This is a genomic window from Mesorhizobium kowhaii, assembly GCF_042431665.1.
GTDB lineage: Bacteria > Pseudomonadota > Alphaproteobacteria > Rhizobiales > Rhizobiaceae > Mesorhizobium > Mesorhizobium kowhaii.
The window spans coordinates 283,874-305,414 of record NZ_JBHLYT010000005.1; the positions used below are offsets into that span (position 1 = coordinate 283,874).

Consider the following 21,541-nt stretch of genomic DNA (forward strand, 5'->3'; position numbering starts at 1 on the left):
GTCGAGGCTCATACCGGTTCGTCCATCAGATGCAGGTACTCGCGGTTGAAGGTGAGCATGACTGTCTCGCCTTCCACGGGCAGGGCGGTGCCGGCCGGCACGATGGCGTGCAGCTTCAATCCGTCGGCATCGAGCGCCAGCTTTGTCGTGGCGCCGAGATAGTTGGTCGAGACGAGGCGGGCGGAAACGCCTTCGCCACTCGCCGTGCGGCCGACGCGAATGGATTCAGGGCGCAGGCTGCCCCAGCGATGCTGGCCGGAATAGCGCTGGACAAAGTCCGGCGGCAGCACGTTGGACGAGCCAACGAAATCGGCGACGAAGCGGGTCTTTGGCCGCTGATAGATATCCTCCGGCGTGCCGATCTGCATGATCCTTCCGTCGTTGAAGACGGCGACGCGGTCGGCCATCGACAGCGCCTCGCCCTGGTCGTGGGTGACGAAGACGAAGGTGATGCCGAGCGCCTTCTGCAGCGACTTCAGCTCCTCCTGCATGTTTTCACGCAGTTTCAGATCGAGCGCGCCGAGCGGCTCGTCGAGCAACAGCACCTTGGGCTGGTTGACCAGCGCACGGGCGAGCGCGACGCGCTGACGCTGGCCGCCGGAAAGCTGGCCGGGGCGGCGGGCGCCATAGCCGGGCAGCCGCACCAGCGACAGCGCCTCTTCCGCTGCCTTGTGCCGTTCAGCCTTGCCGATGCCCTTGACCATCAGGCCATAGGCAACATTGTCGAGCACGCTCAGGTGCGGGAACAGCGCATAGTCCTGGAACACGGTGTTGACGTTGCGGCGATAGGGCGGCACGCCCTCGGCGCGTTCGCCGAAGATCGAGATCGAGCCCGATGTCGGCTGCTCGAAGCCGGCGATGAGGCGCAGGCACGTGGTCTTGCCGGAACCGGACGGCCCGAGCATGGCGAAGAACTCGCCCGGCGCGATGTCGAGATCGACAGCGTCGACGGCGCGAACGCTGCCGAAATGGCGCGAGGCTTTCTGAAAGGAGACGGCGGAGGTCATGGGCTGTCCTGATCTGTCAGGCTCGTCAAATTCAAGCGGCTGCGCTGCCCCTCATCCGCCTGCCGGCACCTTCTCCCCGTATAGTGACGGGGAGAAGAAAGCGCTCCAACGCTGGCGACCCCTCTCCCCGTTCTTCACGGGGGGAGGGTAAGGGTGAGGGGCAGCGCCGAGCTCGGCAAAGAGGCGAAATCACCTCCCGCCGATGACGCCGATATAGTCCGACACCCAGCGGTAGTAGGGCACGCATTGATCGTTCTGGGTGGCGCATTTCGACACCGGCGTCTTCCAGAACTTGATCTTGTCGAAATTGTCGTAGCCGTTGGTCTTGCAGCCTTCGTCGGTCAACAGTTCGTCACCCTTGCAGGCGGCGGGCACGACCGGCAGCGAACCGAACCAGGCCGAGACGTCGCCCTGCACTTTCGGCGACAGCGAATGTTCCATCCACATATAGGCGCAGTTGGGATTGGCCGAGTCGGCCTCCATCATCGTGGTGTCGGCCCAACCGGTCGCGCCCTCCTCCGGAATGGTGGAAGCGATCGGCTTCTTGGCGGCGACCAGTGTGTTGACCTGATAGGGCCATGAGCCTGAAGCGACGACGCCTTCGTTCTGGAAATCGTCGACCTGGATGGCGGCGTCATGCCAGTAGCGGCCGACCAGCGTGCGCTGGACGCGCAGCAATTCGAGCGCTGCCTTGTACTGGTCCTCGTTCAGCTCGTAGGGATCCTTGATGCCGAGCTCCGGCTTGTGAAACATCAGGTAGTTGGCGGCATCGGCGATATGGATCGGCCCGTCATAGGCCTGGACGCGGCCCTTGTTGGACTTGCCGTCCGGCAGCTTCATTTCCTCGAAGACGATGTTCCAGCTCTTGGGCGCTTCCTTGAACACCCCGGTGTTGTACATCAGGACGTTCGGACCCCACTGGTAGGGAACTCCGTAGTGGACGCCGCCGACGGTGAACCACGGGGCATCCTTCAGGCGTTCGTCGACCGCCTTCCAGCTCGGGATAAGATCGGTATTGATCGGCTGCACGCGCTTGCCGGCAACAAGGCGCAGCGACGCATCGCCCGACGCGGTGACGAGGTCGAAGCCGCCTTCGTTCATCAGCGAGACCATCTCGTCAGAGGTGTTGGCGGTCTTGACCTTGACCTTACAGCCAGTCTCCTTCTCGAAGGAGGTCACCCAGTCATAGCCCTTGTCGGTTTCGCCGCGTTCGATGTAGCCCGGCCAGGCAACGATGTTGACCTGGCCTTCGCCCTTGCCAAGCTCCTTGACCTGGGCGACGGCCTGGCCGGAGAAGGTCAGCGCGACCGTCAAAGCAGTGCATGACTTGAGGAATGAATTCATCATCGATCTCCCATTTTGGCGCCTGACCCCGAAAGCCGGTTTCGGTCTTCGCTAGGGGTCACGCGCGGACTGAAAAACTGTCAGTTCGTGCGTTGGACGCATGTCGCTCTGGTGGCGGCTTTGGTCCCTGAACCGAAAGGTGCTTTGAAAATTCCGGTTTCGCAAATTCATTTATCAGAAAGGCGATATCGGTTTTTCCGATAGCCGGCCGCTCCTTCAAGCCAGCGCCGTCACCAGCCAGCAGGCGGCATTGATGCGAGCCTCGCCGTCCTCCACGAAAGGCGCGAACGCAGCAGGCAACACAGCAGTGATTTTTTCGGCCGTTGCCCGGTCAACCTCGCGCAGCGCGGCGCCGACCGGCCCTAGCCGGGTGACAAACGTCATCAGATCGCCTTCGGCGATCTGACACAGGACGTCCGCCTGTTCGACTTCGATTGACGACCAGCCGCTCGCTTCAAGGATCCGCTTCACCTTGGCGCCGTCGGCAAAGGCAAACTGCCCCGGCGCATCGGGGTCTGGCGCGGGTGCGGGCGGCAGGAAAGGCGCAGCCGCTCGCGCAGCGGTCGTCATGAAATCATTCTCGACCGGACTGCGCCAACAAACAAAGGCGAGTTTGCCACCGCGCCTTGCGGCCTGCCTTATGTTGGCGAACGCGGCCACGGGATCATCGAAGAACATGACACCAAAGCGCGAGACAATAGCGTCGAAGTGCCCGGATTCGAGCGCATACGCCTGGGCATCGCCCACCTCAAAACTTGCGTTTGCTACTTCTTCCACCCGCGTGCGCTCCGTCGCCAGGGCGACAAGCGGCTGCGAGATGTCGAGCCCAACACAACGTCCGTCGTCGCCCACGCGACGCGCCATCGCCAGAGTTGTGGCGCCGGCGCCGCAGCCGATGTCCAGGACATTGCCCCCTTCTCCGGGATAGCCAGCATCGACTACCAGCCGCTCGAACGGCGCCAGTATCTCGTCGAGGATCGGCTGCATCTCGACCCAGGCCTTTCCGCTGGCGTCGTTCCAGAGCGCGGCTTGCCGTGTGTTTGGCTGCGCGGATTGCGGCATAACGGACCTCGCTTTCTGTTGCTCTCACCGATTGTCGCGAGCACTCTACAAGTTCAAGCCGACTTGAGGTCAAGCATGAAAGATATGGACATTGCCGAAGTGTCGCGCCGCACCGGCGTGCCCGCCTCGACACTTCGCTACTACGAGGAGAAGGGCCTCATCGCCTCGATCGGCCGTCGCGGCCTGCGCCGCTTGTTCGACCCGGCCGTCCTGGACCGGCTCGCCTTGATCGCGCTTGGACGCGCCGGTGGATTCGCACTGGACGAAATTTCCGCGATGCTGGGGCCCGACGGCATGCCGAAAATGGATCGAGGGCGCCTGCATGCCAAAGCGAACGAACTGGACCACACCATCCAGCGCCTGACCACGATCCGAGAGGCTTTGCGTCACGCTGCCCGATGTTCGGCCGCCCAGCCGATGGAGTGTCCGACGTTCCGCCGCGCCGTCAGGCTTGCCGGCGCCGGCCGCTTCGAGGTTGCTCCGATCGGGCCGTTCAAGGCGGAGGCGGTTTCCGTCACAAGGCGCAAGCGCCAGACTGGCGACGTCAGCCTGGAGTAGGACACACTAGCGGCGGACCGTGCGCTGCGACTGGGCAAGGCCGATGAAATCGCGCGCCGCCTGCGGCAGGCCGGAACCGCGCCGCCAGACCATGCCGACCTGGACCACCGGCAAGGAGCCGGAAATATCGCGCGATTCGATGCGGTCGCCTTCCAGCGACCAGGGCCGGTAGACGAGGTCGGGCAGCAGCGCCACGCCGGCGCCGGTGGCGACAAGGCTGCGCACGGCTTCCACGGAACGGGTGCGGAAGGCGACATGCGGCTTGGCGCCGATCGCCGTCAGCAGCTTGCCGGTGTTCTCCTCGATCTCGTCGACGGTCAGCATGATCAGCGGCTCCGACGCGATGTCGCCAATGCTGATAATGTCGGCACCGGCGAGCGAATGGCCGAGCGGCAACCACAGGCGATAGGCCGAGACCTCGAGGATTTCCGACTGCAGCGCCGTGCGGTCGCGCAGGTTGGACGTCACCATGACGGCAATGTCCAGCTTGCCGCCGATCAAGAGATGTTCGAGATAGTCGCCATTGTCCTCGATGGCCGAGACCTCGACGCCCGGATAGGCGCGGCGGTAGCGGGCAAGCAGATCCGACAGCACATAGCCGGCGACCAGCGAGGTGACGCCCAGCTGCAGCCGCCCACCCACTGCCGCCTGTTCGCCGGAGAAAGAGCGGCGCGCATCGGAAACGTCGGCAAGGATCTTTGTCGCATGGCGCAGGAACTGGTGGCCCTTGTGGGTGATGTTGAGGCCGCGCGGATGGCGTTCGAACAGTTCGACGCCGAGATCGCTTTCGAGTTCCTTGATCGCTTCGGTGACCGATGATTGCGAGATCGAGAGGTTCTGCGCGGCGCCCGACACCGTGCCTTGCTCGGCAACGGCGATGAAGAACTGCAGCTGGCGGATGGTGAAAGCCATGGCCGGACTAAACACCGGCCCGCAAGCGAAGGAAAGCCGACGGCTGAGCTTATCCAGTGGCTGGAGAGCTGGCGCTCAGCCGAGCACCAGCTTGATGCGCCGCCGCTATGCCGGGCCATAGCGCAGCGCAAGCATGAATGCCGTCTCCAGCGCCACGACGATGACAATGATGCGCAAGCCCACCGTGAAGGAATCCCGGCCGCTGCCGCGCATCAGATAGCCGGTGGTGAGAAAGCCTGCGTTCCAGAGCGTGGCTCCGAGCAGCGTCGCGGTCGTAAAGGGCAAGGCAGGCAGACAGAGCGCGCCGGCCGCGATCGGCAGGTAGTTGCGCACCGTGGGGATGAACTGCGCCAGCAAGGAGACCCGGAGATGATTGCGGCGATAGGCCTGGCCGAGCCGGCGATAGGTCGCATGGCGCAGGAAGACATATTTGCCGAAGCGTTCAACAAGCCTGTCGACGCGGTCAAATCCGAGCCGGCGACCCACCGCATACCAGACAAGGCAGCCGGTGGTGGAGGCGAGCGTCGTCACCATCAGCAAGATCGCGAGTGTGGGACCATTGGGGGCCGCCGTCATGCCGAGAAACAGCAGCATCGCATGCGACGGCGGCACCGGCAGTATCTTTTCCGTGAGAGCCAGACAGAAGACGCCGAACAGACCGAAGCCGAGTATGGTCGACAGAGGGCCAGTCATGCGAAGCGCCAGTCGTAGCTCTTGGCAGCCTTGATTTTGGCGATGCGATAGACGGTAGCAGGTGGAAGATTGCGAAGGGTATGGCCGACTAGCGTGGCTTCCAGGTCCAGCCTGTCAAGCAGCGATTGGTTGATCGGGCAGCGCCTGCCGTAGGTGAACTGATACAGCACGCCGCCGGGCCGAAGATTGGCAAAGACGCCTTCGAGAATAGCCTGGGTCTTACGCGGCGGTATCGACAAGAAGGGCAGGCCGCTAACCGCGGCGCCGACGACCGGGCCCTCGAAGAGCGGTAGGTGGCGCAGGCCTGATGCATCCATTTCGAACGTGCGGGCCTTCGGAAAACGTTGTTTGAGCAAGGCGGCAAAATCGGCACCGAACTCGATCAGCGTCAAATCCTCTTCCTTGACGCCGCGCGCCAACAGCGCACGTGTGAACGGTCCGGTGCCGGGACCAAGCTCAAGCACGGGACCGGTGTCGGGGCCAATGTCGCGCGTCATTAACGCCGCCAGGCTGGCGCTGGACGGTGTGATAGAAGCAACGCGGAGCGGCGCAGCGACCCACGCCAGGAGAAAAGACAAAGCATCACTTGCAGGCATATCCAACCTCGATTCTGATGCCAGCGAATCGCTCGCCGGCATTCGATGGGCGCTGTTTGCTGCGGCTGAATTGCATAGACATTGCGAAATTCCGGGCTTTGCGAAAGAACCTCTGTCCGCCGCCAGGTTTCGACCTCGCCATGTCTGCGCAATGTTGGCGCTGTAGCGCCCGGAGCAACTGATCTCCTCAAGGGATGATGGATGCGTATCTTGCTGGTCGAAGACGAACCCGAAATGGTCTCGGCCTTGCGTGCCGCCTTGAAGCGCCACGACATGGTCGTCGATCACGCCGGCTCGCTGCTCGAGGCGGAGGGCTTCGTTGCCGTCGACAGCTACGACGCCATCCTGCTCGATCGGCAGTTGCCGGATGGCGACGGGCTGGCGCTGGTGCCCAGACTGCGTTCGGCGAAGAACACTACGCCTGTGTTGATGCTGACCGCGAAGGGCGACACGTCGGACAAGGTCGATGGGGCTGGACATGGGAGCGGACGACTATCTGGCGAAGCCGTTCGCCTTCGAGGAGTTGCTGGCCCGGTTGCGCGCGCTGCTCAGGCGCCCAGTGCCGATGCAGTCGCAGTTCATCCGCGCCGGCCATCTGGTTCTCGATGTCGGGCATCGCGAGGTGTCGATCCGTGGCGAGCCGCTCAGCCTGCCGCGCCGTGAGCTTCTGGTGCTGGAGGCGCTGATGCGGCGCACCGGCCGCATGGTGCAGCGTGAGGCGCTGATGGAGGCGGTGTTCGGCCTCGACGACGAGATTCAGTCCAACGCCCTCGACACCCACGTCTCGCGCCTGCGCCGCAAGCTCGCCGACGCGAACAGCGGCGTGACGATCAACGGCATTCGCGGCGTCGGCTATCTCTTGCGCGAGACGACATGAGCAGGCGCCCGCGTTCGCTCAAATGGAGCCTGGTGCTGCGCATCGCGTTGCTGCAATGCGCGATGCTGACGCTGATCATCGTCGGCATTCTCGGCACCATGCTGGCCACCGGGCTCATTCCGCATGACTACGAGGACGGCACAATGGACGTGCTGGCGGACGCGGTGGCGCGCGATGCAAGCGGCAAGCTTGTCCTCAACGAAACGCCTGACATGACGACGCTGCGATCGAACGTTGCGGACCTCTGGTTCATCATCCGCGACAAGCAGGGGCAGCGGCTGCAAGAGGGAACGGTGCCTGCCACCTTCCAGCCCTTTGTCGGGTTGCTGGACAACATCAGCGACGCCCGTATCGACCATGCCCTCGGGCAAGCCGCGCCGCCGGCGGGAAAGATACGCTGGACCGATACGGCGGCCGGCAACGTCCAGATCATGACCGGCACCAAGGGCGGACTTTCGCTCCTGCGCCTGCTCGGGCGGGCGCCACAATTTTTCCTGCAGGGGATCCGCTTGCCGGGCTGATGGCGCTGGCAACGCTGTTTGCGACGCCCTGGGTGGTGCGCGGCGCACTCTCTGGCCTTGGCCATGCAGCCGCCGAGGCCGAGCGCATCGATATCGACCAGCGCGGCGTGCAGTTGCCGCTGAAGGACGTGCCGATGGAAGTGACGCCGTTGGTGAAGGCGGTGAATGCCGCGCTCGCGCGCCTCGACAAGGGCTATGAGCGCCACAAGCGTTTCCTGACCGACGCGGCACATGAGCTCAGAACGCCGGTCGCCATCCTCAACACGCGCCTTGCCTCATTGCCGGCGACACCGGAACGGGCACGGCTGCTGCAGGATGCAGCCAGGCTTTCGACGCTGACCGACCAGCTGCTCGACCTGCAGCGCCTCGACCGGCAGGCGGCGGCTTTCGAGAAGGTGGACCTGGTGGCGATCGCCCGCGGCGTCATTGTCGACCTTGCGCCGATGGCGTTTTCGGCCGGATACGAGATGTCGTTCGAACCGGCGAGAGAGACAGTTTTCGCCACTGGCGACCGCACCGCGATCGAACGCGCCGTCACCAATCTCGTCCAGAACGCCATCGAGCATGGCGGGCGTGCCGGAAAGATCACCGTCGGCGTCACGGCCCCAGCCGTCATCGAGGTGCGGGACGAGGGCGGCGGCGTGCCACTGGGCGAGCGGGAGCGCATCTTCGAGCCCTTCTACCGGCTGCGTCCGCAGGATCATGGCGCCGGGCTCGGCCTCAACCTGGTGCAGGAAATCATGCAATTGCATGGCGGACGCATCGAGATCCTCGACGGCCAGCCGAGCGGTGCCTGCTTCAGGATGACTTTTCGCGCTCTGCCAGCATAGGCATTTCAGCAAGCGCGAAACGATGAGCCGCTCTAGAATCCGGCTGCGTCGCCGGCAATGCTGAGCCGCGCGCCGGCTTGCGAAAGGGCGGCGGCAATGTCGCGCGATGGCGACCGGTCGGTGGCGAGTTCGGAGAACCCGTCGAAGCCGCAGACCTGGACCAGGCCCAGGCGGCCGAACTTGCTGTGATCGGTGATGACGAGCGAACGCTGGCCGCGCGACAGCACCATGCGGGCGAACTCGGCCTCTTCCAGATCGTAGTCCATGACACCCATCACCGCATCGATGGCGCCGGTGGAGATGATGGCATGGCTGACCGAGAAACGGCTGACGAAGTCGATGGCCGAGGCCCCGAAGGCGGCGCCTGAATCGCTGCGCAATTCGCCGCCGGCCATATAGACCTTGTTGCCGTTGACGGTGGCTAGCGTGCGGGCGATGTCCGACGAGTTGGTGACGACCGTCAGGCGCCGGTGGCCGAGCAGCTCACGGGCCAGGAACGAGGTCGTCGTGCCGGTATCGAGCATGATCGATTCACCGTCGCGGATGGTGGCGGCGACCATATGGGCAATGACGCGCTTGGCTTCGGCATTCTCGCGCATGCGCCGTTCGAACGGCGCTTCGCCGATCATCGACGGCAGGCCGATGGCGCCATGCATCTTGAGGACGGAACCGTCGCTGGTGAGCGGCTTGACGTCACGGCGCACGGTCTCGAGTGAAACGCCCAGCCGGTCGGCCAGGCTGGCGATGGTGACTGTCCCCTCTTCCTGCAGCAGCCGCAGGATCTCGCCGTGTCGTTTTGAATGGACCATTTGGATTTCCCGGACTTAGCCCTTTGCCCGCTTCTAAGCTAATTCGAGAGGTTTTAAAGGAATTGCCTATGATTTCGGGCAAAATACCCAAAAAAAGTCACAGCTTTTTGTTGACAACCGGGCAACCCTGGCGTGAAATCCAAACCGTGACAAAGAGTTCGGAGCAGCCACGGGAGGGTGATGGCAGAGCCGCGACTCAATGACCAGGCAGTTTTTGAACGTGTCTGGCGCAAGGAATTTTCAGATCCGCGGGGGCGGATGCCGGGGGTCAAAAACCTGGCCAAGGGGCTCGTCGGTGCGGTGCGGGATACCGATCCTGGCATCCCGCACCGACGAGATTTTGCGTTTCTCCTCGCTGTCGTTGCGCTGTCCATGGCGCCCTTGTCGAAGCTCAGCAAACCAGGGATGATTCCGTGATTGCCGAAGACCGCATCCGCGCCCTGCCCTGCTGGACCGGCAATATCGAGATCGCGCCGCTGCCCGGCGGCCTCAGCAATGCCAATTATGTGGTCAAGGACGCGGCCGGAAAGCATGTCGTGCGCTTCGGCAAGGACTATCCGTTCCACCATGTCTTTCGCGAACGCGAGGTGATGACCGCGCGGGCGGCACATGCCGCCGGTTTCGCACCGGCCGTCCTCCATGCCGAACCGGGCATCCTGGTGACGGAGTTCCTTGGTGCGAAAACCTATCTTGCGGAGGACGTGCGCGCCAATCTTGGCCGAGTCGCAGCCCTGATGCGCGGCTTCCACCGGGAGATGCCCAATCACGTCTCCGGCGCCGGCTTCATGTTCTGGGTGTTCCATGTCATTCGCGATTATGCGCGCACGCTTGAAGAGGGCGGCAGCCGCAAGCGCAGCGAATTGCCGCGCCTGCTGTCGCTGGCCGACGAATTGGAGCGCGCGCAGAAATTGCTGCCTATCGTCTTTGGTCATAATGATCTTTTGCCGGCTAATATTCTCGACGACGGCAGCAGGCTGTGGCTGATCGACTTCGAGTATGCCGGCTTCAACACGGCGATGTTCGACCTCGCCGGCGTCGCCTCGAATGCCGGCATGAGCGACGAGGAATCCTTTGCCTTCCTGACCGCCTATTTCATGAAGGAACCGGACCAGGCGATCCGCCGCTCGCACGCGGCCATGCAATGCGCCTCGCTGCTGCGCGAGGCGATGTGGAGCATGGTGTCCGAACTCTACCTCGACGCGCCCGGCATCGACTACGTCGCCTACACCGAGGAAAACCTGATGCGACTCGATGCGGCGCTGGAAAACTACAGAACAAAATACGGGATACAAAAATCATGACATTGCCCAGCCAGGCCGCGATCGTCGTCATCGGCGGCGGCATCATCGGCTGTTCGACGGCCTATCATCTGGCGCGTGACCACAAGGCCGACGTGGTGCTGCTCGAACAGGGCAAGCTGACCTCGGGCTCGACCTGGCATGCCGCCGGCCTTGTCGGCCAGTTGCGCTCATCCGCCTCGATTACCCGCGTGCTCAAATACTCCGTCGACCTCTACAAGGGGCTGGAGGCCGAAACGGGCCTTGCCACCGGCTGGAAGATGACCGGCTGCCTTCGGCTCGCCACCAATGCCGACCGGTGGACCGAGTACAAAAGGCTGGCGACGACGGCGAAGAGCTTCGGCATGGACATGCAATTGCTGTCGCCGGCGCAGGTCAAGGCCATGTGGCCGCTCCTGGAAATCGGCGATTTGGTGGGCGCTTCCTGGCTGCCGACCGACGGCCAGGCGAGCCCTTCCGACATCACGCAGTCGCTGGCGAAAGGCGCGCGCATGCATGGCGCCAAACTGTTCGAGGATGTGCGCGTCACCGGTTTCGAGATGAAGGACGGCCGCATCACGATGGTGAGGACCAGCAAGGGCGACATCGCCTGCGACAAAGTGGTCAACTGCGCCGGGCAATGGGCGCGGCAGGTCGGCGTGATGGCCGGCATCAACGTGCCGCTGCAGCCGGTGAAGCACCAGTACATCATCACCGAGAAGATCGACGGGCTGGCAACCGACGCGCCGACCATCCGCGACCCGGACCGGCGCACCTATTTCAAGGAAGAGGTCGGCGGGCTGGTGATGGGCGGCTATGAACCCAATCCGCAGGCCTGGACGACCGGGGATGTGCCCAACGATTGGGAGTTCCGGCTGTTCGACGACGACTACGACCATTTCGAGCAGCACATGCGCCAAGCGATGGCGCGCGTGCCGGCGCTGGAGGCCGTCGGCGTCAAGCAGATGATCAACGGGCCAGAGAGCTTTACGCCAGACGGCAATTTCATTCTCGGCGCAGCGCCCGAATGCGCCAACATGTTCGTCGGCGCCGGCTTCAACGCCTTCGGCATCGCCTCGGGTGGCGGCGCCGGCTGGGTGCTGGCGCAGTGGGTGGTCGATGGCGAGGCGCCGCTCGACCTGTGGGTGGTCGACATCAGGCGCTTTTCCAACCTGCACCGCGACCGGCAGTGGGTCTGCGATCGCACGCTGGAGGCCTATGGCAAGCACTATACGATCGGCTTTCCGCATGAGGAGTACGCCAGCGGGCGGCCGCGCATCGTCTCGCCGCTTTACAACAGGCTGAAACAGCAGCGCGCCGTGTTCGGCTCGAAGCTCGGCTGGGAACGGCCAAACTGGTTCGCGCCCGAAGGCGTCGAGCCGCAGGATGTCTATTCGATGGGCCGGCAGAACTGGTTTGCGGCGGTCGGCGACGAGCACCGGCATGTGCGTGAGAAGGTCGGCATCTTCGATCAATCCTCCTTCGCCAAATACGAACTGAGCGGGTCTGACGCGCCGAAGGCGCTGGACTGGATCTGCGCCAATGACGTCAGCAAGCCGGTCGGCCGGCTGACCTACACGCAGCTTCTCAACACGCGCGGCGGCATCGAGGCCGACCTGACCGTGGCGCGGCTGGCCGAGGAGAAATTCTACATCGTCACCGGAACCGGGTTCCGCACGCATGATCTGTCATGGATCGGCGACCATATCGGCGACGGCCTCGATGCCACGCTTGTCGATGTCACCGAAGATTTCGGCACGCTGTCGCTGATGGGTCCTCGGGCGCGCGACGTGCTTTCGGCCGTGACCGAAGCCGACGTGTCGAACACCAGCTTCCCGTTCGGCCATGTGCGCGAGATTGCCATTGCCGGCCGTACAGTTCGGGCGCTGCGCGTTACCTATGTCGGCGAACTCGGCTGGGAACTGCATGTGCCGATCGCGGCGACAGGCGAAGTCTTCGATGCACTGATGGCGGCAGGCAACAAGCACGGCATCCGCCCGGTCGGCTATCGCGCCTTGGAATCGCTGCGGCTGGAAAAGGGCTATCGCGCCTGGGGCTCCGACATCACGCCGAACGACACGCCGCAGGAAGCCGGCTTGAGCTGGGCGGTCAAGCTGCGCAAGAACACGGATTTCGTCGGACGGCGCGCACTCGCGAAGATCAACGGCGGGACCTTGAAGAAACGCTTTGCCGGCTTCACGGTCGATGACTCGGAGATCGTGCTGCTCGGCCGCGAGACCATCCTGCGCAATGGCGAGCCGGTCGGTTATCTCACCAGCGGCGGCTATGGCTACACGGTGGGCCGGAACATCGGCTACGGCTATGTGCGCAACGCCGACGGGGTGAGTGACGATTTTCTCGCCTCGGGCGACTATGAACTGGTTGTGGCGATGGAGCCGACGCCGGCCAAAATCCATCTCGAGCCGATGTACGACCCGGCAGCCGCTAGGGTCAAAGCGTAGTTCAGGGTCAAAGCGTAGTTCAGGTGACGCGCAGGGCGAGACCGCGGCTGGGCACGGTGTCGGCCTCGCCCGGCATGGAGACGTACGGACGCGTTTCCTCGACGCGGGTGATGAGGCCTTGCGCCTCGAGTTCGGCAATGCGCGCGGCAAAGCCGGCTTCCCACAGCGTGTTCTTGACCGTCAGCACGATGATGCCACCCGGCTTGCAGATGCGGATCAGTTCGTCCAGCCCCTCAGCGCCGACATGGCCGGAGGTGAAGACGCCGGCCGAAATGATGCCGGCATAGGCATCGTCGGCAAACGGCAACTTGCCGCCGAGCGCCAGGCAATGAAGCGCCGAATAGACCCCCTTGCGGGCAGCCTGCGCCAGCATGCCTTCCGAAATGTCGAGCGCCTCGACCTGGGGATAGCCTGTTATATCAAGCCATTCGCCGATCAGCCCGGTGCCGGCTCCCGCATCGAGCAGCGGTGCAGCACCGCGCGGCAGATGGCGGGCCAGCAGCGCAAGGCAGATCGTCGGGTGACGGTAACCAGCGGCCGACATGTCGGCGTCATAGGTCTGCGACCAGCGGTCGTAGAGTGCGGCGACGTCCTCCGGCCGCTTCGCCGCGTAGGCCGCGGCAAGGGGGCCTTGCTGTTTGCTGTCCGCCACTTTTGTCCTGTCCATCAATCCTTGGTCTCGCATGATAGCCAAAGCACGAAAATTGTGGAACCGTCGCCGCGACAAATAACAGCGTGGGGGCGCAGGCATGATGACAGACGAGGCACGTGCAACACTTGCCGCCATTCCCATGCTGGCCGGCTACACCGGGCCGCTCGAACGGCTCGGCGGCCTCACCAATCTGGTTTTCAAGGCTGGCGAATTCTGCCTGCGCATTCCCGGCAAGGGCACCGAGGAATATATCAACCGGGCTAACGAAGCGGTGGCCGCGCGCGAAGCGGCAAAGGCGGGGGTCAGTCCCGAGGTGCTGCATGTCGATCCCGCCACCGGGGTCATGGTGACGCGTTTCATCGCCGGCGCGGAGACGATGTCGCCGGAAAAATTCAGGACGCGATCAGGCAGCCCGGCGCGCGCCGGCGAGGCTTTCCGCAAGCTGCACAATTCCGGCGCGGTGTTTCCCTTCCGCTTCGAACTGTTTGCGATGATCGACGATTATCTCAAGGTGCTGTCGACCAAGGATGTCGCCCCACCCGCCGGCTATCATGACGTGGTGCGCGAGGCCGAGACCGTGCGGGCTGCGCTGGCCGCCCATACCTTGCCCCTCGTCGCCTGCCACTGCGATCCGCTGTGCGAGAACTTTCTCGATGCCGGCGACAGGATGTGGATCGTCGACTGGGAATATTCGGGCATGAACGATCCGCTCTGGGATCTTGGCGACCTCAGCGTGGAAGGAAAATTCGACACGGCGCAGGATGAAGAGATGATGCGCGCCTATTTCGGCGGCGAGGTGAGGCCGGCCGAACGCGGCCGCATCGTCATCTACAAGGCGATGTGCGACCTGTTGTGGACGCTGTGGGGGCTGATCCAGCTCGCCAACAACAACCCGGTCGATGATTTCCGCTCCTATGCCGACGGGCGATTTGCGCGCTGTAAGGAACTGATGGAGACGCCGGAATTTTCACGGCACCTGGCGGCGATACGCCGGGGCTAGGTACCAGAAATCTGGACCCTAGCTAATTCACGCCCTTCGGCACGTTTTCGGGCGGCACCGTGGTGTTGACCACTTTCTGGCGGTGGAAGATGAACAGGCCAGCGAGAACGACGATGCCCGAACCGATCAGGATGCGCGGGCCGGGAACGTCACCGAAGAACACCAGCCCGAAGACGACCGCCCACAGGAGCAGTGTGTAGTGCAGCGGTGCCAGCGTCGAGGCCGGCGCCAGCTTAAGCGCCCTGGTGATCATCAGATGCGCGCCGCAAGAGACGATGCCGAGCAGCAGCATGGCGCCGAAATCGAGCGCTGACGGCGTCTGCCAGGCGCCAATGGTCAGCACGCCGCCGACCACCATCGTGCCGATGGTCTGCCATGTCACCAGATTGGTGTCGCTGGTGCCGCGCAGCCGACGGTTGAGGATGATGGCGAAGGCGAAGGCAATGCTGCCGGCGAGCGCGAAGCTCGACGACAGCGAGAACGCCGCCGAGGACGGTTTCAGCATGATCACCACGCCGCAGAAGCCGAGCAGGATCGCCATCCAGCGGCGCCAGCCGACCTTTTCGCCAAGCAACAGGTGCGACAGTGCTGCGACATAGATCGGCCCGGCCATGTAGAAGCTCATCACGTCCGCAAGCGGCAGGTAGACGACGGCGGCGTAGAACAGTGCCGTGTCGAGCGTCGTCATCACGACACGCAGCAGCTGCAGCTCCAGGCGTTCCATATGAAACAGCTTGGCCGTGCCCTGATGGGCGATCATCGGACCAAGCACGAAGAAGGCACCGATGGAACGGATCAGCACCATCTGGCCGACGGAGAAGCTGGCGACCAGCCACTTGCCCATGGCGTCGTTCAGGGCAAACAGGAAGTCGCCGGCCAGCATCAGCAGGATGCCGGCCAGAAGCACGTTCCTGATGGTCGAATTCTGCGCCACAGGCTGCGTCATGCCGATCCCGATTCCTCCCTTGGGTCAAGCCGCGTCGTAGACGGAAGCGGCTGCTTTGACGAGGAGAAATCAGGCAATGCGTAAGACCAGTGTCGGGAATCGGCTGGGTCTAGGTGGATATGTGCCGCCGGTTCACCAGAGCCGGCCTGCCCGGGATCGAAAGCCTGGTGTCCTGCTTCGTCCTCTCCGCCACCACCTTGCCCCTGGCGACGACGCACAGGCGCTCAGCGCGCAGGCGCAAGGCTTCGATCGGATTGCCGGCATCGAGGATGACAAGGCTGGCGCGTTTGCCGACCGCCAGGCCGAGATGATCGAGCCCCATGATCGACGCGTTGACATTGGTGACCATGTCGAAGCAGCGCGCCATGTCGGCCGGGCTCGACATCTGGGCCACGTGCAGGCCCATGAAGGCGACATCGAGCATGTCGGCCGTGCCCAGCGAATACCAGGGATCGAGCACGCAGTCCTGGCCCCAGCCGACGCGGATGCCGAGGGCCTGCATCTCCTTGACCCGGGTCATACCCCGGCGCTTGGGAAAGGTGTCGTGGCGGCCCTGCAGCATGATGTTGATCAGCGGATTGGGGATCGCCGAAACGCCCGCCTCGGCGATCAGCGGCAGCAATTTCGAGACATAGTAATTGTCCATCGAATGCATCGAGGTGAGATGCGAGCCGGCGACCTTGCCCTGCAGGCCGAGGCGCTGCGTCTCATAGGCAAGCTGCTCGATATGACGCGACAGCGGATCGTCGGTCTCGTCGCAATGCAGGTCGACCATCAGCCCGCGCCTGGCCGCGATCTCGCACAGCTCCGTCACCGAGCGCGTGCCATCGGCCATGGTGCGCTCGAAATGCGGGATGCCGCCGACGATGTCGACGCCCATGTCGAGCGCGCGGATGGTGTTTTCCCGCGCCTTCGGCGAGCGATAAAACCCGTCCTGCGGGAAGGCGACCAATTGCAGGTCGATAGTGGGGGCAATCGTCTTCTTGACCTCGAGCAAAGCCTCGACCGCCAGCAGCCTGTCATCGCAGACATCGACATGGGTGCGGATGGCAAGCAGGCCCATCGACACCGCCCAGTCGCAATAGGCAAGCGCGCGGTCGCGCACCGCTTCATGCGTCAACAGCGGCTTCAACTCGCCCCACAGCGAAATGCCTTCGAGCAGCGTGCCCGACACGTTGATGCGCGGAATACCGTAGGAGAGCGTTGCATCCATGTGGAAATGCGGATCGACGAAGGGCGGCGAGACCAGATTGCCACCGGCATCGATCGTCGTGCCGGCGGTGACATCGAGCTTCGGCTCGATCGCCGCGATCGTCTCGTCGATGATGCCGATGTCGGCGACCCTGCCATCAGGCAGCGTGCCGCCGCGAACGATAAGGTCGAAATCCATGTCGTCATCCCGCTTGAAGAATCAGCGTTCTATCGTGGCGCAAACACACCCTGCCGCAAAGCGGCTGATGTCGGACAATGAGGGGCAGCGCCAACCTGGTCGGATTCGAGCCCTACTCCGGCACGAACCTGACCGCGCCCTTGGCCGCGCTGGTCGCCATCGCGGCATAGGCACGCAAGGCTGTTGTCACCTTGCGCTTGCGCTTTTCCTCGGGCTTCCAGGCAGCAACTCCCTTGGCCTCCATCGCCGCCCGGCGGCTGGCGAGTTCAGCATCGCTGACGGCGAGGCGAATGCTCCGGTTCGGGATGTCGATCTCGACCGTATCGCCCTCCTGCACCAGCCCGATCAAACCGCCCTCGGCGGCTTCCGGCGAGACATGGCCGATCGACAGGCCTGAGGTGCCGCCGGAGAAGCGGCCGTCGGTGACCAGCGCGCAGGCTTTGCCCAACCCCTTCGACTTCAGATAGCTGGTCGGGTAGAGCATTTCCTGCATGCCGGGGCCGCCGCGCGGCCCCTCATAGCGGATGACGACGACATCGCCGGCCTTGATCTCGTTGGACAGGATCGCCTTGACGCTGGCGTCCTGGCTTTCGAATACGCGGGCCGGGCCGGTGAATTTCAGGATCGATTCATCGACGCCGGCGGTCTTCACGATGCAGCCATCGAGCGCCAGATTGCCTTTCAACACGGCAAGGCCGCCATCCTTGGAGAAGGGATGCTGGGCTGAACGGATGACACCCTTCTCGCGGTCGAGATCGAGCTCGTCCCAGCGACGATCCTGGCTGAAGGCGACCTGTGTCGGCACGCCGCCAGGCGCGGCGAGGAAGAAATCGCGTACGCTCTGGCTGGTCGAGCGCGAAATATCCCAATGATCGAGCGCTTCACCAAGCGTGCGCGTGTGCACTGTCGGCAGGTCGCGGTTGATCAAGCCGGCATTGTCGAGCTGGCCGAGGATCGCCATGATGCCGCCGGCGCGGTGGACGTCTTCCATATGCACATCCGCCTTGGCGGGAGCCACCTTGCACAGCACCGGCACCTTGCGTGACAGCGCGTCGATGTCATCCTGATCGAAGCTGATCTCGCCCTCATGCGCGGCGGCCAGGATATGCAGCACCGTGTTGGTCGAGCCGCCCATGGCAATGTCGAGCGTCATGGCGTTCTCGAAGGCGCCCTTCGAGGCGATGTTGCGCGGCAACGCCGTCTCGTCGTCCTGCTCGTAGTAACGCTGGGCCAGATCGACGATGAGGTGGCCGGCTTCGACGAACAGCCGCTTGCGGTCGGCATGCGTGGCCAGCGTCGAGCCGTTGCCCGGCAGCGACAGGCCAAGCGCCTCGGTCAAACAATTCATCGAATTGGCGGTGAACATGCCCGAGCAGGAACCGCAGGTCGGGCAGGCCGAACGCTCGATGACCTTCACGTCCTCGTCGGAGATCTTGTCGTCGGCGGCCGCCACCATGGCATCGACCAGGTCGAGCGCCTGCGTCTTGCCGGCCAGCACCACCTTGCCGGCTTCCATCGGGCCGCCGGACACGAAGACGGTCGGGATGTTGAGGCGCAGCGACGCCATCAGCATGCCGGGCGTGATCTTGTCGCAATTGGAGATGCAGACCATCGCATCGGCGCAGTGCGCGTTGACCATGTACTCGACGGAATCGGCGATAAGCTCGCGCGACGGCAGCGAATAGAGCATGCCGTCATGACCCATGGCGATGCCGTCATCGACAGCGATGGTGTTAAATTCCTTGGCAACGCCGCCGGCCTTTTCGATCTCGCGCGCGACCAGCTGGCCAAGGTCCTTCAGGTGAACATGGCCCGGCACGAACTGCGTGAACGAGTTGACCACCGCGATGATCGGCTTGCCGAAATCGGAATCCTTCATGCCGGTGGCGCGCCAGAGGCCGCGGGCGCCGGCCATGTTGCGGCCATGGGTGGTGGTGCGGGAGCGATAGGCAGGCATGAATTTTCCTTGGCTGGCTGGCTGCGCTCGATGCGGAGCGTGGCGGCGCTGAATTCGGACCGTAGGCGTTATAGACGCGCAAGCCTGGTCTGGCCACAATTTTGCAATGCGCCAGATTCTCCGAAAATCAGACTTTCCAAAAAAATTGCTGATCGCTGTCGGATTGCGCGCCACAGGCCCGTCCTTGGACAAACGGCAAGGGAATGGCACCATTCCCGGATTGAGCCGTTTTGCCGTGACAGCAACCGAAACAGCGCGAGGAGCACGACATGCAAAAGATAACCACCTGCCTGTGGTTCGATGGCCAGGCCGAAGAGGCAATGAACCATTACACCTCCATCTTCAAGAATTCGAAGGTGCTGAGCGTGATGCGCTGGCCCAAGGGCAACGCTCTTGAAGGCAAGGTACTGGTGGCCTCGTTCGAGCTCGACGGCGTGCCGTTCCAGGCGCTCAATGGTGGACCGCAATACAAGTTCACCGAGGCGATGTCGCAGTCGATCGACTGCAAGACGCAGGAAGAGGTCGACCATTTCTGGACCAAGCTCACGGAGGGAGGCGGCGAGCCGGGCCCATGCGGCTGGCTGAAGGACAAGTTCGGCGTCTCCTGGCAGGTCGTGCCGGAACAACTGCCCAGGCTGCTTCAGGATCCGGACCAGGCCAAGGCCGGCCGGGTGATGGCGGCGATGATGCAGATGGGCAAGATCGACATCGCCAAGATCGAAGAGGCAGCGAAGGGGTGAGAAGCGGTTCGCGCAGCGAACGAAAAGCCAATTGCTTGGCTTTTCGAGCTTCGAACGCCCGGAGCCTGCGACGGGCCGGATGGCTCATTGGAGCAGATTGATCATCGAGGTCGGCGCTGCCCCTCATCTGCCCTTCGGGCACCTTCTCCCCGTGAACGGGGAGAAGGGAAAGCTGCGTATCAAGCCGCCTTGTCGCGGACCTGATAATCCTTGATCGTGGCGAAGCGGATCGCCTTCCAGCGTTCCGCTTCGTAGTTCAGCGAGAAGGCGTGCTGGGCGAGGAACACCGGATCGTTGTCGAGATCGCGGGCGATGTCGCCGCGATGCGCCTCGATGAAACGCAGAACCTCGGCCTTGTCGTCGGCCGAGATCCAGCGGCAGACCGAAAAGCGCGACATCTCGAACTCGACCGGTAGCGTGTATTCGAAGTTCAGCCGCTCCTTCAGCACGTCGAGTTGCAGCGCGCCGACGACGCCGACGATGGCCGGCGAGCCGTCCTCGGGCGAAAACAGTTGCACGACGCCCTCCTCGGCCATCTGGTGCAGCGCCTCCTTGAGCTTCTTGGCCTTCATCGCGTCGCCGAGGCGGACACGGCGCAGGATTTCCGGGGCGAAATTCGGCACGCCGCGGAACAGGATCTCCTCGCCCTCGGTCAGCGTGTCGCCTATGCGCAGCGTGCCGTGGTTGGGGATGCCGACAACGTCGCCGGCGAACGCCTCGTCGGCGGTGACGCGGGTGCGGGCAAAGAAGAATTGCGGCGCCGACAAGGACATCGGCTTGCCGGTGCGCACCAGCTTGGCCTTCATGCCGCGCTCGAGCTTGCCCGAGCAGACGCGGACGAAGGCGATGCGGTCGCGGTGGTTGGGATCCATGTTGGCCTGGATCTTAAAAACGAAGGACGTCATCTTGTCCTCGGTCGCCTCGACCTTGCGGATATCGGCCTCCTGCGCGCGCGGCGGCGGACCGAAGGCACCAAGCGCCTCGATCAGGTCGCGGACGCCATAATTACGCAACGCCGAGCCAAAATAGACCGGCGTCAGATGGCCCTCGCGAAAAGCGTCGATGTCGAGCGGACGGCAGGCTTCGCGCGCCAGTTCCAATTCCTCGATGAAGGCCTCGCGCTCGTTCTCCGGCAGCAGGCCGGCGACGCGATTGGAATCGGGACCGTTGACCGGCGTGCGTTCCTTCTCGTCGTCGCCCCTACGCACCGCGTTTAGTGCCAGATGATAGGTGCCCGAAAACGTCTTGCCGCGGCCGATCGGCCAGGTGATGGGTGCAGTATCCAGCGCCAGCTTCTGTTCGATCTCGTCGAGAATCTCGAACGGATCGCGGCTTTCACGGTCCATCTTGTTGACGAACGTGATGATCGGGATGTCGCGCAGCCGGCAAACCTCGAACAATTTGAGCGTGCGCGGCTCGATGCCCTTGGCGGCGTCGATGACCATGACGGCGCTGTCGACCGCCGACAGCGTGCGATAGGTGTCGTCGGCGAAATCCTCGTGGCCGGGCGTATCGAGCAGGTTGAAGACATTGTCCTCGTATTCGAACGTCATCACCGAAGTGACGACCGAAATGCCGCGCTCGCGCTCGATCTTCATCCAGTCGGACCGGGTCTGGATCTTGTCCTTCTTGGCCTTGACCTCGCCGGCAAGCTGGATGGCGCCGCCGAACAGCAGCAGCTTTTCGGTGAGCGTGGTCTTGCCGGCATCCGGGTGCGCGATGATCGCGAAGGTGCGGCGGCGGGATACCGCTTGTTCGATGTCTTCAGCCAATGTCTGGAATCCTGTCTGTGGCGCGGGCTTCTAGCAGCGCATTTCCGGCCTGTCGAACAGATTTGACCGGATTGGCCTGCTGGCCCTTGAGATAGGCGCGCCGCGATGGCATCAAAAGACCCGGTTCGGCAGAGGT

General features: G+C 63.6%; 18 protein-coding genes and 2 pseudogenes. 8 read left to right on the plus strand and 12 right to left on the minus strand.

The genetic code is table 11. The features are described 5' to 3' along the window. Positions 1–8: 8 nt before the first annotated feature. The 3 genes from ACFFNA_RS04875 to ACFFNA_RS04885 all read right to left on the minus strand — a co-directional run bounded on the left by ACFFNA_RS04875 (position 9) and on the right by ACFFNA_RS04885 (position 3,413). Positions 9–1,007 carry an ABC transporter ATP-binding protein gene (locus ACFFNA_RS04875; protein WP_378916032.1) on the minus strand — a complete coding sequence of 333 codons (999 nt, stop codon included), beginning with the start codon at positions 1,005–1,007 and terminating at the stop codon, positions 9–11. Positions 1,008–1,196: 189 nt separating this feature from the next. Continuing rightward, positions 1,197–2,351, minus strand: coding sequence for an ABC transporter substrate-binding protein (locus tag ACFFNA_RS04880; RefSeq protein WP_378916035.1), 1,155 nt, complete (start codon positions 2,349–2,351; stop codon positions 1,197–1,199). A gap of 216 nt (positions 2,352–2,567) precedes the next feature. Further along, positions 2,568–3,413 carry a class I SAM-dependent methyltransferase gene (locus ACFFNA_RS04885; RefSeq protein ID WP_378916037.1) on the minus strand — a complete coding sequence of 282 codons (846 nt, stop codon included), beginning with the start codon at positions 3,411–3,413 and terminating at the stop codon, positions 2,568–2,570. A gap of 75 nt (positions 3,414–3,488) precedes the next feature. Here ACFFNA_RS04885 and ACFFNA_RS04890 point away from each other — a divergent pair, with 75 nt between their 5' ends. Then, positions 3,489–3,971: a helix-turn-helix domain-containing protein gene (locus ACFFNA_RS04890; RefSeq protein ID WP_378916039.1), complete on the plus strand. Its 483-nt coding sequence runs from the start codon at positions 3,489–3,491 to the stop codon at positions 3,969–3,971. A 6-nt stretch (positions 3,972–3,977) separates the two neighbouring features. On the opposite strand, the gene ACFFNA_RS04895 is transcribed toward ACFFNA_RS04890, so the two are convergent. The 3 genes from ACFFNA_RS04895 to ACFFNA_RS04905 all read right to left on the minus strand — a co-directional run bounded on the left by ACFFNA_RS04895 (position 3,978) and on the right by ACFFNA_RS04905 (position 6,460). Continuing rightward, the gene (locus tag ACFFNA_RS04895) at positions 3,978–4,883 is read right to left on the minus strand and encodes a LysR family transcriptional regulator (RefSeq protein ID WP_111544791.1); all 906 of its coding nucleotides are present in this window, start codon (positions 4,881–4,883) and stop codon (positions 3,978–3,980) included. Between the two features lie 105 nt (positions 4,884–4,988). Continuing rightward, entirely contained in the window at positions 4,989–5,576 is a 588-nt protein-coding gene (locus ACFFNA_RS04900) for a DedA family protein (RefSeq protein ID WP_378916042.1), read from the minus strand. Further along, a complete protein-coding gene (locus tag ACFFNA_RS04905) occupies positions 5,573–6,460 on the minus strand; it encodes a class I SAM-dependent methyltransferase (protein ID WP_378916045.1) in 888 nt (295 codons plus the stop codon). Before ACFFNA_RS04905 ends, ACFFNA_RS04900 begins: the two co-directional genes overlap by 4 nt. Here ACFFNA_RS04905 and ACFFNA_RS04910 point away from each other — a divergent pair. Both ACFFNA_RS04910 and ACFFNA_RS04915 read left to right on the plus strand, forming a co-directional pair. After that, positions 6,374–7,049: pseudogene (locus ACFFNA_RS04910) on the plus strand (response regulator transcription factor). The gene ACFFNA_RS04905 and the pseudogene ACFFNA_RS04910 overlap by 87 nt on opposite strands. Then, positions 7,046–8,400, plus strand: a pseudogene (locus ACFFNA_RS04915) (sensor histidine kinase). The pseudogenes ACFFNA_RS04910 and ACFFNA_RS04915 overlap by 4 nt, the downstream one beginning before the upstream one ends. Positions 8,401–8,432: 32 nt before the next feature. On the opposite strand, the gene ACFFNA_RS04920 reads toward ACFFNA_RS04915, so the two are convergent. Further along, positions 8,433–9,209, minus strand: coding sequence for a DeoR/GlpR family DNA-binding transcription regulator (locus ACFFNA_RS04920; protein WP_111544796.1), 777 nt, complete (start codon positions 9,207–9,209; stop codon positions 8,433–8,435). Between the two features lie 180 nt (positions 9,210–9,389). Between ACFFNA_RS04920 and ACFFNA_RS04925 the strand changes: the two genes are divergently transcribed. Genes ACFFNA_RS04925 through ACFFNA_RS04935 form a run of 3 tightly spaced genes read left to right on the plus strand, consistent with a single transcriptional unit; the run spans position 9,390 to position 12,948 of the window. After that, a complete protein-coding gene (locus tag ACFFNA_RS04925) occupies positions 9,390–9,626 on the plus strand; it encodes a hypothetical protein (protein WP_378916048.1) in 237 nt (78 codons plus the stop codon). Beyond that, a complete protein-coding gene (locus ACFFNA_RS04930; RefSeq protein ID WP_378916051.1) occupies positions 9,623–10,510 on the plus strand; it encodes a phosphotransferase in 888 nt (295 codons plus the stop codon). The genes ACFFNA_RS04925 and ACFFNA_RS04930 overlap by 4 nt, the downstream gene beginning before the upstream one ends. Further along, positions 10,507–12,948: a GcvT family protein gene (locus ACFFNA_RS04935; protein ID WP_378916054.1), complete on the plus strand. Its 2,442-nt coding sequence runs from the start codon at positions 10,507–10,509 to the stop codon at positions 12,946–12,948. The genes ACFFNA_RS04930 and ACFFNA_RS04935 overlap by 4 nt, the downstream gene beginning before the upstream one ends. A gap of 19 nt (positions 12,949–12,967) precedes the next feature. Here the strand turns inward: ACFFNA_RS04935 and ACFFNA_RS04940 are convergent, their stop codons facing one another. Then, on the minus strand, positions 12,968–13,615 hold the full coding sequence (locus ACFFNA_RS04940) for a class I SAM-dependent DNA methyltransferase (RefSeq protein ID WP_378916057.1): 648 nt from the start codon (positions 13,613–13,615) through the stop codon (positions 12,968–12,970). Between the two features lie 82 nt (positions 13,616–13,697). On the opposite strand from ACFFNA_RS04940, the gene ACFFNA_RS04945 reads away from it, so the two are divergent. After that, entirely contained in the window at positions 13,698–14,600 is a 903-nt protein-coding gene (locus ACFFNA_RS04945; protein WP_378916060.1) for a phosphotransferase, read from the plus strand. A 22-nt stretch (positions 14,601–14,622) separates the two neighbouring features. Here ACFFNA_RS04945 and ACFFNA_RS04950 read toward each other — a convergent pair whose 3' ends face one another. The 3 genes from ACFFNA_RS04950 to ilvD form a co-directional block, all read right to left on the minus strand. After that, positions 14,623–15,546 (minus strand): DMT family transporter, encoded by a 924-nt coding sequence (locus ACFFNA_RS04950; protein ID WP_378916063.1) that lies wholly within the window; start codon positions 15,544–15,546, stop codon positions 14,623–14,625. Positions 15,547–15,655: 109 nt separating this feature from the next. After that, a complete protein-coding gene (locus tag ACFFNA_RS04955) occupies positions 15,656–16,936 on the minus strand; it encodes an amidohydrolase family protein (protein WP_378916066.1) in 1,281 nt (426 codons plus the stop codon). A gap of 112 nt (positions 16,937–17,048) precedes the next feature. Further along, positions 17,049–18,893 (minus strand): dihydroxy-acid dehydratase, encoded by a 1,845-nt coding sequence (gene ilvD / locus ACFFNA_RS04960; protein ID WP_378916069.1) that lies wholly within the window; start codon positions 18,891–18,893, stop codon positions 17,049–17,051. Between the two features lie 269 nt (positions 18,894–19,162). Here ilvD and ACFFNA_RS04965 point away from each other — a divergent pair, with 269 nt between their 5' ends. Continuing rightward, positions 19,163–19,633 (plus strand): VOC family protein, encoded by a 471-nt coding sequence (locus tag ACFFNA_RS04965; RefSeq protein WP_111544804.1) that lies wholly within the window; start codon positions 19,163–19,165, stop codon positions 19,631–19,633. A gap of 179 nt (positions 19,634–19,812) precedes the next feature. On the opposite strand, the gene ACFFNA_RS04970 is transcribed toward ACFFNA_RS04965, so the two are convergent. Beyond that, complete coding sequence (locus ACFFNA_RS04970; RefSeq protein ID WP_111544805.1) at positions 19,813–21,405, minus strand: peptide chain release factor 3; 1,593 nt, start codon at positions 21,403–21,405, stop codon at positions 19,813–19,815. Positions 21,406–21,541 lie beyond the last annotated feature (136 nt).